Genomic DNA, 11,839 nt, shown 5'->3' on the forward strand with positions numbered 1-11,839 from the left:
AGTACACCATCTGCGAGATTGCCGATGTGGACAACTGCGACACGGCCACGGTGACCATAGAGGTGGGCCCCGGGATGGGCAACGTCATCGATGCGGTGGACGATATGTTCAATACAGATTCCTCTGGTGGCGTTATCCCTGACAGCAACGTGCTGGACAACGACACCCTTGACGGGGAGCCCGTGACCCTATCGGACGTGATCCTGACCTCAACGCCCACGGACGAGCTGACCATCAACGAGGATGGGAGCGTGAGCGTTGCCGAGGGGACTCCTGAGGGCACCTATACCATCGAGTACACCATCTGCGAGATCGCCGATGTGGACAACTGCGACACGGCAACGGTGACCATAGAGGTGGGCCCCGGCATGGGCAACGTTATCGATGCGGTGGACGATATGTTCAATACCGATTCCTCTGGAGGCGTGATCCCGGACAGCAACGTTCTGGACAACGATACACTGGACGGTGAGCCCGTGACCCTATCGGACGTGATCCTGACCTCGACCCCCACGGACGAGCTGACGATCAACGAGGACGGGAGCGTGAGCGTGGCCGAGGGGACCCCCGAGGGCACCTATACCATTGAGTACACCATCTGCGAGATCGCCGATGTGGACAACTGCGACACGGCAACGGTGACCATAGAGGTGGGCCCCGGGATGGGCAACGTCATCGATGCGGTGGACGATATGTTCAATACCGATTCCTCTGGAGGCGTTATCCCTGACAGCAACGTACTGTCCAACGACACCCTTGACGGGGAGCCCGTGACCCTATCGGATGTCATCTTGACCTCGACCCCCACGGACGAGCTGGCGATAAATGAGGACGGAAGCGTGAGCGTGGCCGAGGGAACCCCTGAGGGCACCTACTCCATTGAGTACACCATTTGCGAGATCGCCGATGTGGACAACTGCGATACGGCCACCGTGAGTGTAATCGTAGAGGGAATACCTGATGATGAAAAAATAGAGGTAAATCAAATGTTGACCCCCAATGGGGATTTGAAGAATGACTTCCTATTTATTAGAGGAGTCCAAAATATTAGATCCAGTACACTTCGCATTTTTAATCGTTGGGGAGTGGCTGTTTATGAGGGAGAGGATTATGATAACATCAATAATGTTTTTGATGGACGTTCGCGTGGCAGGTCTTCCTTGAGTGTAAACGATTACCTTCCAGCAGGAGTATATTTTTATATATTTGATTACGAAACAGATGAAGGAAGTTTTACAGACTCCGAATATATTTATATCAGCAGATAACAGATAGTATCATAATGATTAAAAGGCATTTTTTAGTTTCATTTCTATTTTTAGGAGCTGTATTCCAAAACCTCTTGGCTCAACAGGATGCCCAGTATACCCAATATATGTTCAACACACTCAGTGTCAATCCCGCTTATGCGGGGTCTAGGGGACAGTTGAGCTTTGCAGGATTGTATAGGTCGCAATGGGTTGGCTTGGATGGAGCTCCAGAAACATTTACTATAAACCTACATTCACCCATTAGGAACAGTAGGTTGGGATACGGTATTTCAATCGTTAATGACAACATTGGAGACGGTGTAGTTCAAGAAACCTATTTTGATGCTGTTGTTTCCTATACCCTTGAATTCGCCAGAGAGGCTAAACTCTCTTTTGGCTTGAAGGCCGGGGGTAATATGATAAGTCTGGATTTTAACGGTCTTAGGAATTTTGATCAAGAAGTGGTCCAACAGGATAATATTGATAATCAGTTTTCTCCCAATTTTGGACTTGGCCTTTACTATCATACAAATCGATTTTATGCCGGGGTTTCCGCACCCAATATTTTGGAGACTGAGTTTTTTGATAATGACAATTCTGATGATTCGGTCAATTTCTTGTCAGCGGAAAGAATCAACTTTTATTTTATTACCGGATATGTTTTTGATTTTGGAGCAAACCTAAAATTCAAACCTGCCCTGTTGACGAAGGCCGTGGGAGGTGCGCCTTTACAGGTTGATGTTTCCGCTAATTTCCTTTTTGCCGATAGATTTAGTTTTGGTGCCGCTTACAGGTGGGATGCTGCGGTAAGTGCTCTGACAGGTTTTCAAATTACCGATCAGCTTATGATTGGCTTGGCTTATGACCGGGAAACAACAGATTTGGGAGGTACTCAGTTCAACGATGGCTCTTTTGAAATTTTTATAAGGCTCGAATTGTTGAAGGCATTTCAAAGGACCGTTTCACCCAGATTCTTTTAATACGGGTATAGGATGCTAAAAAAATTACACTTATTTATCATTTTGTTTTCAGGATGTGCTTTGGTTGTCAAGGCACAGGACAGTATTCCCGATAGGCAGCAGGCCAAGGTAAAAGAAAAAGCGGATGAACGATATAAAGAATACTCCTTTAGTCCAGCAATCGATATTTACAAAAAGGTGTTGGATAAAGGATATGTGTCCTCAGATTTATTAAAAAAATTGGGCAATTCCTACTACTTCAATGCCAGATACGAAGATGCCGCTGCGATTTACAAAAAATTGATGGAGAGCTACGATGGAGAAATTGAACCAGAATATTTGTTCCGTTATGCTCAAAGTTTGAAAACCTTGGAGCAGTATGATGAGTCAACCCAAATAATGGCCAAGTTTAAGGAAATGACTTCGTCATTGGACGGCTTTGATGAGGATTATTTGGCGAAAATTGAGGAGAATTCGGGAAGGTATGAAGTGCAACCTTTTGGATACAATAGCAAATACTCAGATTTTGCAGCATCCTTTTATAAAGAGGGACTTATTTTTTCCTCTGATCGCGATACAGGTAACTTGGCACGATATAGGCATACTTGGAATTCCCGAGATTTTCTGGATTTATATAAAGTGGATGCAGACCAAATCTCAGATAGCACCGTCATTAAATTGGAAGGTGATGTGAATACCAGGCTCCATGAATCCACTTCGGCGGTTACAAAGGATGGAAGCACCATGTATTTTACTAGAAATAATTTTCTAGACGGAAAAAAATACAAAGACCAAGAAGGAATCATCAGATTAAAGATTTATAGTGCCGAGCTGATTGATGGCGAGTGGACCAATGTGCTGGAACTTCCGTTCAACAATGATTCCTATTCCGTTGCGCATCCCATACTGAGTCCAGATGAAAAACGACTGTATTTTGTTTCCGATATGCCTGGAAGCTTGGGTGAATCCGATATTTTCATGACAAAGATTATTGGGGATGGTACTTACGGTCCCATAATCAATTTGGGGAGCAACATAAATACAACGGCCCGGGAAACGTTTCCTTTTATTAGTTCCGAAGGGATTTTATACTTTTCTTCTGATGGGCATCAAGGTCTGGGCGGATTGGACGTTTTTGCAACTAAAATTGCCTTTGATGATTATGATCAACCCATTGTCAATGTGGGGAGACCAATAAATGGACCCAAGGATGATTTTGCCTATATCATAAATGAAGAAACCAAAAAAGGCTATTTTTCATCCAATCGGGAAGGTGGTATGGGAGAGGATGATATCTACGTTTTTGCGGAAACAGAACCTTTGGTATTGGATTGCATCCAGGATGTGAGTGGAACCGTTCGTGATAGGATATCCAACGAGGTTCTGGCGGGAGCAACGGTAATGGTCATTGACGAAGATAACAACGAGGTTTATTCAACCTTAACTGATGAAGAAGGCAATTATGTTTTGCAGTTGGATTGTTCCACGGGCAATTTTGTAAGAGCATCAAGAGATGGTTACGTACCCGCAGAGGAGTATTTGAATAGATCCTATGGAAAGCCCCATATAATAGATTTTTATTTGGAACGTGATGTGGTAACTGGTGGTTTTGGTGATGATTTGGCCAAATTATTGCAATTGAGCACAATCTATTTTGATTTGAACAAATACAATATCAGGCCTGATGCTGAAATCGAGATACAAAAGGTAATCGTGGCCATGGAGAAATATCCAAGTTTGAAGATAAAGGTGAATTCCCATACGGATAGTCGTGGTAATGATGCCTATAACAAGTGGTTGTCCCAGAAAAGGGCTGAATCTACGGTGAATTACATGGTTTCCAAAGGAATATCACGAGATAGGTTGCTCGGAGAAGGATTTGGGGAGACCCGATTGGTCAATGAGTGTGCCAATGGCATACCCTGTTCTAAAGAAAAACATCAGTTGAACCGTAGGTCGGAGTTCATCATTTTTGAATAGAGAATCCAAGAAAGGCGTGAAATTAAAACGGGCATTTTTGCCCGTTTTTTTTGTTTTTAAACCTTATGAATCGCTTTGTTTTGTTGAGAGTTATCGATAAAGAACATGTTTTATGGTCCTAATGCTTGGCAACATCTTTTCGGCAATTAATGTTTGTAATGACCTGTTACACAACATTTTTTGTTACTGGACCGCTTTCAAGTTTACTTTTGATGTATTCTAGCTACTAAACACTTCATAGTGAACAAAATAGTAAACCTCATCAATAATTCCTTAAGAACAGGAGCGTCCCTTTGTGCAGTAGTATTTTTAATGCTTTTCAACAGTGAACCAGTTTTCGCACAGGTAAGTGAAGACTTTGAGAGCGGTACAGCATCCGGGTGGACTACCTCTGGTACGGCCTCAACAGGTACTTTTGTGGTAGCCAACCCAACAGGTGAGTCGACCAGTGGGGTAATTACCCAATTGGAAGATGACCATACTGCGGCTCCTGGGGTCAATGCTTATTTTACCGCTACGAATTCCTCGGCGGGAAACTCCGATGTGGATGGAGGTACTGCAATCACAACTTCACCAGTTTATAATATTGCCGCCACTTCACAACTGTCAATATGGTACTTTTTTGGCCAACGGGATAATGGGGATGATGCCGGAGACTTTTTTCTTATCGAATACTCTTTGAACGGGGGATCCACTTTTACAAATTTGGTTTCGATAGGGGATATTACGATCAATGCCAGTTGGACAGAGGCCACCGCCACCATACCCGCAGGATCAAATGTTGTTATACGGGTAACAGTAGCGGACGGATCTAGTACCGGGGATATTATTGAAGGAGGAATAGATGATCTTTCCATAACTGCTCTGACCCCAATCATAACGATTGATGATGTCACTGTGGATGAAAATGCAGGGACTGCCACTTTCACCGCAACGCATTCAAATGTGGACGCAGCAGGTCCGTTTACCGTGAGTTATCAAACTGCCGATGGAACTGCAACAGTGGGCAGTGATTATTCTTTTACTTCGGGAACTCTCAACTTTACGGGAACTAGTGGTGATACCGAAACGATTTCAGTTCCTATTACTGATGATGCGACTTTAGAAAATTCAGAAACCTTCACAATACAATTCACGGGCAGCTCCGACGGAACAGTCGATATTTCTGATACAGCGACAGGAAACATAACGGACAATGACGGATTGATAATAACTGACGGAGCGACTATTAATACCTGTAGTGGTATTTTTTTGGATTCAGGAGGTACATCATCAACCTATACCAACAATGAAGACATAACTTATACCATTTGCCCAGATACTCCGGGAAGCTTCACACGCGTAAATTTCACCAGTTTCGATGTGGAAAGCGGTTTCGATTTCTTGTTTGTCTATGAGGGAACCACAACAGGGGGTACTTTAATAGGCCAGTTCCATAATGGAAATCTGCCCAGTACCATTACCTCAACGGATGTTTCGGGATGTTTGACCTTTAGGTTTACATCCGACTTCAGTGTGACAAACAACGGATGGGAAGCAACGGTTTCATGTTTTACACCTGGTCCAACACTCAGCATCGCGGATGTTTCTGTGGATGAGACTGCTGGAACGGCCGTCTTTACAGTGACCCATACAGGAGCAAGCGCTTCAGGTCCGTTTACGGTAAACTTCCAGACGGTGGATGGCACGGCTCTTGCAGGAAACGACTACACGAGCACCACTGGAACTTTGAATTTTAATGGAACACTCGGTGATACCGAAATAATATCAGTGCCTGTTATAAATGATGCCATTGTTGAAAATGATGAGACTTTTACCATTCAATTCACATCTACTTCTGATGGGACCGTGGATATTACGGATACAGGAACCGGTACAATAAATTCCCAAATACTTTCTGATGCACCCTTGACCCTCTATGAAGAAATTTATGGAAATGTGGATTATGTGGTTACTGGGAATACCCTACGTACAGCAGATAACGGTACCGACCCGTGTGCTGTCGCCAACTCAAGTTCCAATACACTTATTGCAACCATTCCAGGAACGGCGACCATTAGAAAGGCATATTTATACTGGGCACATTCGAGCTCAACCATGGATACGGATGTCACTTTCGAGGGACAGGCGGTCACGGCAGATATTGCTTATAATGCCTTCTCAGCTACCTACTGGAGTTATTTGAGTGATGTTACCTCCATTGTTTCAGGAGTGACAAACCCTTCAACAAACACGTATGATTTTGCAGATTTAACCATCGATAATACCACCAATTGCGCTAGCCAAGGAGTTTTGGGAGGTTGGGCTTTGATTGTTTTTTATGATGACCCTTCCCTACCTGCAGCCAGTATTAACCTATATCAAGGATTTCAGCGGTTGCGCAATAGTAGTGATTCATTCACATTGGATTCTTTCTATGCAATCGCCGGTTCAGGAGCCAAGGCGACATTCTTATCTTGGGAAGGTGATAGTACCCTATCTGGTGCATCAGAAACGCTATCAATCACAAACCAGTCGGGCACTAACTTCACACTTAGTGGAGATGGAGGACAAACAGGGAACAATGCCTATAATTCAACCATTTACGATAACACCCAAGCTCCAGCATTTGATGACCCAACACCTTATGGATTGGATTTGGACACCTACAATATATCCACTTTTATCACTCCTGGAGATTCTCAAGTTACTGCAAATGTTTCTGTAGCCAATGATGCGGTATTTTTTAATGCAGTTTTGATCCGGGTTCAATCAAACCTTATTTCAGGCACCGTCTTTGAAGATGTAAACTATCCTGGGGGAGCGGGAAGAGATATGGCCACTGCATCTGGAGTGGGAGTGAACAATGCAACTTTGGAATTGTACAATGCATCAAACAATTTGGTTCAAACAACAACAACTGATAACAACGGAGATTATATTTTTGGCGGAATGGTGGACGGAAACTACACCGTCCGGGTTGTAAACTCTTCCGTAAGGTCAAGTAGAGGAGGCGGTATAGGATGTACCACTTGCTGGCCTGTACAAACTTATAGAAACTTCAATACATCAGGAAGTTTTGTCGACGTTACCGACGAGGTGGGGGGAGCTTCTCCCGCTTTAGAAGATTCGGCAGTGGGTACCTTGACAGGAGCGCAAACAACTTCAGCGGTGAGCATATCTGGCAACGGTGTAGTAGGATTGGATTTTGGTTTCAATTTCAATACTATCGTTAACTCCAACGAAGATGGGCAAGGCTCTTTGGAACAGTTCATTGTAAACTCTAATAGTTTAGATGAAACCGGCTTGGATATCGAAGCCAACAGCATTTTTGACCCAGCTTCTGGAATAGACACCTCAATATTCATGATTCCTAATGCCACCGACCCCTTGGGAAGAACAGCAGACACTAATTTTTCAGGCAGTTTTGCTGATATTTCTATTTCCAATGGCAATCCCTTATCGAGCATTGCCTCAGACAACACTTCAATAGATGGTCGCACACAGACTGCATACTCCGGAAATACGAATGCTGGAACCATAGGTTCTGGCGGAACAACTGTTGGAGTTTCCGCAACTGTACTTCCAAATTATAATTTGCCAGAGATACAAGTTCATAGAAATGGCGGAGATGTTTTTAGGACCGAAGGAACAAACAATACCATTCGTAATCTTGCCATTTACGCCAATAGTAATGCTGGAATCCGGATAGACAATGGCTCAGCCAATATCATTGAAAATGTATTGGGGGTCAATGCATCTGGAACTAATTCTGGAAATATTGACCATGGTGTGGAAAATCAATCAGGGGATATAGTGGTTGACAGCAATTATATTGCAACAAATACAGATGGGGGAATTTTGATTGCCGGTGGAACATCCAATACCATCCAAAATAACCATATTACAGCTAATGGTGATGCCACTTGTGATGACAATATTACCATAACTGGAGGAAACGGAATTACGATTCAACAAAATCTGATTGAAAATGCAGCTTCTTTAGGTATTGATGCAGCAACCAGTTCAGGCAGTATAATAATTAATGAAAACACAATTACCGGTTCAGGGCAAGATGGCGGAAATTGTTCCGGAACTGTAAAAAACATGGGTATTGAACTGGGGGGGAGCAACTCACAGATTACCAGCAATATAGTGTATGCTAACGGAGGCACAGGTATTACCGTGACCGGTTCGGGAACTGGCAATTTGATAAGTCAAAACTCGTTTTATGCCAATGGAACTGCCGCTCCAGCTCTTGGAATAGATTTAAATGGAGATGGGGTTACTTTGAATGATAATGGAGATAGTGATACAGGTCCCAATAATCTTAACAATTTTCCCATAATCAATTTTGTGACCATATCTGGAACAAATTTGGTAGTTAAAGGTTGGGCAAGACCTGGAACCATTGTTGAATTTTTCTTTACGGACATCAACCAAGGAACTGCCAGTGATGGTGATAACACCTTAGGCCAATCAACCGATTATGGTGAAGGTCAAGTTTATATAGCCACAGCAACAGAAGGTAGCGGTTCAGACTTGGATGCAAGCAGTTCATCTTATACCGATGCGGATGGAAACACGGACGCGACCAACAGATTTGAATTTTTGCTAGCACTTCCCAACGGAACAACAGTAGGAAATAAAATAACCGCAACAGGAACTTTGGCAAACTCAACCTCCGAGTTTTCGCCTTTTAGTTCAATCAAAGTAGCATCTGTTATTACTAATCGAAGGATTACGTATCGCGTGAATAAAAATTAAGGGCCTAACTATCACAAGGTATATTTTTTCTTAAATCAAACTTGACATAATTAGAGCAAAAATCCATACAGTTCTAGCACCTAAAATACCCTATTGAAGGTTGAGATTTATTGCCAAGAAAGATGTTTCTAGAAAATTTAGCACCTCCCAAACACCTTGAAAAATGTAGCTTTTATCGATGAATTACAATCTAAAATCAATAAAATAAAATGCTGTAACCTCAAAATATAACCCCTATACCTTGGGTTTTTGGAGGTACACAACAAATATTTTCCCTCCCTATGGGTAAAAGTAATTTTGTAAGACGTGAAAGAACACTTGATAGCCAATATCAAGCAAAAACACAGAGAAAGTAAGAAATAAGACCCTCAACTAATAGTGACCTCATGAAAAAGAGCATAATAGCTATTGCCACACTTCTATTTTCGGGAATAGCCTTTTCTCAAACCACAGTTACCCTTCAAGACCAATGCAACTGTGAAGTTTTAAAAGGAACAGCGGTTTCAAGTCCAGGAGCCACCACTCCTAGTGGTGCAGATGCTGGGGACATCTATGTGAATACAACAACTGGCAGGATTTTTTTCTGGGACGGAAATTCATGGGAATTGACTTCAACGGATGACCAGCAGTTGCAGAATTTTACCTTTAATGGGGCGACCAATATACTTTCGTTGGAGATTGAAGATGGTAATATCGTTTCAGTTGATTTATCCGGATTGAGTGGAACAGACGACGACATCAGCTCTGCGAGTTACGATGCGCCCACGAACGTATTGACGATTAACGAGGGTACGAGTTCCGTGAGCGCGGACCTGAGCGACTTGGACGACAGTGCAGGTGTGGCCGCCAACGCTGCGGACATCGCGACCAACACTGCCAACATCGCCACGAACACTGCTGATATAGCAACAAATACAGCTGACATCGCAACCAATACAGCTGACATTGCCACGAACACCGTCGACATCGCGACCAATGCGGGAGACATAGCGACGCACATCGCCAACGACAACGACACGGACGACACCAACGAGCTTTCGGACGTGCAGCTCACGGGCACTACTCTGGAGCTGACCAATGCCGCTGCGGGTGCCACGGGAGTGGACCTTGACGGTACCTTCGCCACGGACGCGGAGCTTGCAGCATTGAACACGGACGATGCCGATGCGGACCCGACCAACGAACTGAACACGGCCGTCGGCCTGACGGGCACCTCGATAACGGTGACCGACGCGGGTGGCACATTGAGCCAGGACCTTGACGGGACCTTCGCCACGGACGCGGAGCTTGCAGCATTGAACACGGACGATGCCGATGCGGACCCGACCAACGAACTCAACACGGCCGTCGGCCTGACGGGCACCTCGATAACGGTGACCGATGCAGGCGGTACCCTGAGCCAGGACCTTGACGGTACCTTTGCCACGGACGCGGAACTGGCGGCCCTTAACACGGACGATGCCGACGCCGACCCGACCAACGAACTGAACACGGCCGTCGGCCTGACGGGCACCTCGATAACGGTGACCGATGCCGGCGGTACCCTGAGCCAGGACCTTGACGGGACCTTTGCCACGGATGCGGAACTGGCGGCCCTTAACACGGACGACGCCGACGCCGACCCGACCAACGAACTGAACACGGCGGTTGGGCTGACGGGCACCTCGATAACGGTGACCGATGCAGGCGGTACCCTGAGCCAGGACCTTGACGGCACCTTTGCCACGGATGCGGAACTTGCCGCGCTGAACACGGACGACGCCGACGCCGACCCCACGAACGAACTCAACACGGCGGTCGGCCTGACGGGCACCTCCATAACGGTGACCGATGCCGGTGGCACATTGAGCCAGGACCTTGACGGTACCTTTGCCACGGATGCCGAACTTGCAGCGCTGAACACGGACGACGCCGATGCGGACCCCACGAACGAACTGAACACGGCCGTGGGCCTGACGGGCACCTCGATAACAGTGACCGATGCCGGTGGTACCCTGAGCCAGGACCTTGACGGCACCTTTGCCACGGATGCGGAACTTGCCGCGCTGAACACGGACGACGCCGATGCGGACCCCACGAACGAACTCAACACGGCGGTCGGCCTGACGGGCACCTCCATAACGGTGACCGATGCAGGCGGTACCCTGAGCCAGGACCTTGACGGTACCTTTGCCACGGATGCGGAACTGGCGGCCCTTAACACGGACGATGCCGATGCGGACCCGACCAACGAACTCAACACGGCCGTTGGGCTGACGGGCACCTCGATAACGGTGACCGATGCCGGTGGCACATTGAGCCAGGACCTTGACGGAACCTTCGCCACGGACGCCGAGCTTGCCGCACTCAACACGGACGATGCCGACGCCGACCCGACCAACGAAATACAAGATGCGGCCGGAGTTGATTTTACTCCTGCTGGAAATACCACAAGTACGGACGTACAGGCGGCAATAGAAGAACTTCAAACAGATATTGACGGTTTTGCAGCTACTGCGGGCCAGACCAATACAGCTTCGAATGTTGGTGTAGGTGGTGTCGGGACATTTGCAAGAAAAACAGGTGCAGATCTGGAATTCAAAAATATCAATGCCGGTTCAAATAGGATAACAATTACTGATGATGCTGGTAACGATGAAGTAGATATAGATATAGATGATACTGCTTTGGATGCTACCTTTGCCACGGACGCCGAGCTTGCCGCACTCAACACGGACGATGCCGACGCCGACCCCACGAACGAACTCAACACGGCGGTTGGGCTGACGGGCACCTCCATAACGGTGACCGATGCCGGTGGCACATTGAGCCAGGACCTTGACGGTACCTTTGCCACGGATGCGGAACTGGCGGCCCTTAACACGGACGACGCCGATGCGGACCCCACGAACGAACTCAACACGG

General features: G+C 46.2%; 5 protein-coding genes. All 5 read left to right on the plus strand.

Translation table 11 applies throughout. The features are described from left to right. Positions 1-1,268, plus strand: a 1,268-nt coding sequence (locus tag GTQ34_RS11645) for a gliding motility-associated C-terminal domain-containing protein (protein ID WP_208103883.1), incomplete at its 5' end; no start/stop codon positions are given. A gap of 14 nt (positions 1,269-1,282) precedes the next feature. Then, positions 1,283-2,230, plus strand: a complete 948-nt coding sequence (locus GTQ34_RS11650) for a PorP/SprF family type IX secretion system membrane protein (RefSeq protein ID WP_166523973.1) — start codon at positions 1,283-1,285, stop codon at positions 2,228-2,230. A 12-nt stretch (positions 2,231-2,242) separates the two neighbouring features. Further along, the gene (locus GTQ34_RS11655; RefSeq protein ID WP_166523974.1) at positions 2,243-4,189 is read left to right on the plus strand and encodes an OmpA family protein; all 1,947 of its coding nucleotides are present in this window, start codon (positions 2,243-2,245) and stop codon (positions 4,187-4,189) included. Between the two features lie 240 nt (positions 4,190-4,429). Further along, a complete protein-coding gene (locus GTQ34_RS11660) occupies positions 4,430-8,935 on the plus strand; it encodes a Calx-beta domain-containing protein (RefSeq protein ID WP_166523975.1) in 4,506 nt (1,501 codons plus the stop codon). A gap of 386 nt (positions 8,936-9,321) precedes the next feature. Next, a partial coding sequence (locus tag GTQ34_RS11665) for a beta strand repeat-containing protein (RefSeq protein ID WP_166523976.1) occupies positions 9,322-11,839 on the plus strand: 2,518 nt, incomplete at its 3' end.

It is taken from the genome of Flagellimonas ochracea (assembly GCF_009903685.1).
GTDB lineage: Bacteria > Bacteroidota > Bacteroidia > Flavobacteriales > Flavobacteriaceae > Flagellimonas > Flagellimonas ochracea.

Excerpts from the sequence above, each read along its gene's own strand:
- GTQ34_RS11650 (WP_166523973.1), top strand. The coding sequence starts at position 1,283 with ATGATTAAAAGGCATTTTTTAGTTTCATTTCTATTTTTAGGAGCTGTA.
- GTQ34_RS11655 (WP_166523974.1), top strand. The coding sequence starts at position 2,243 with ATGCTAAAAAAATTACACTTATTTATCATTTTGTTTTCAGGATGTGCT.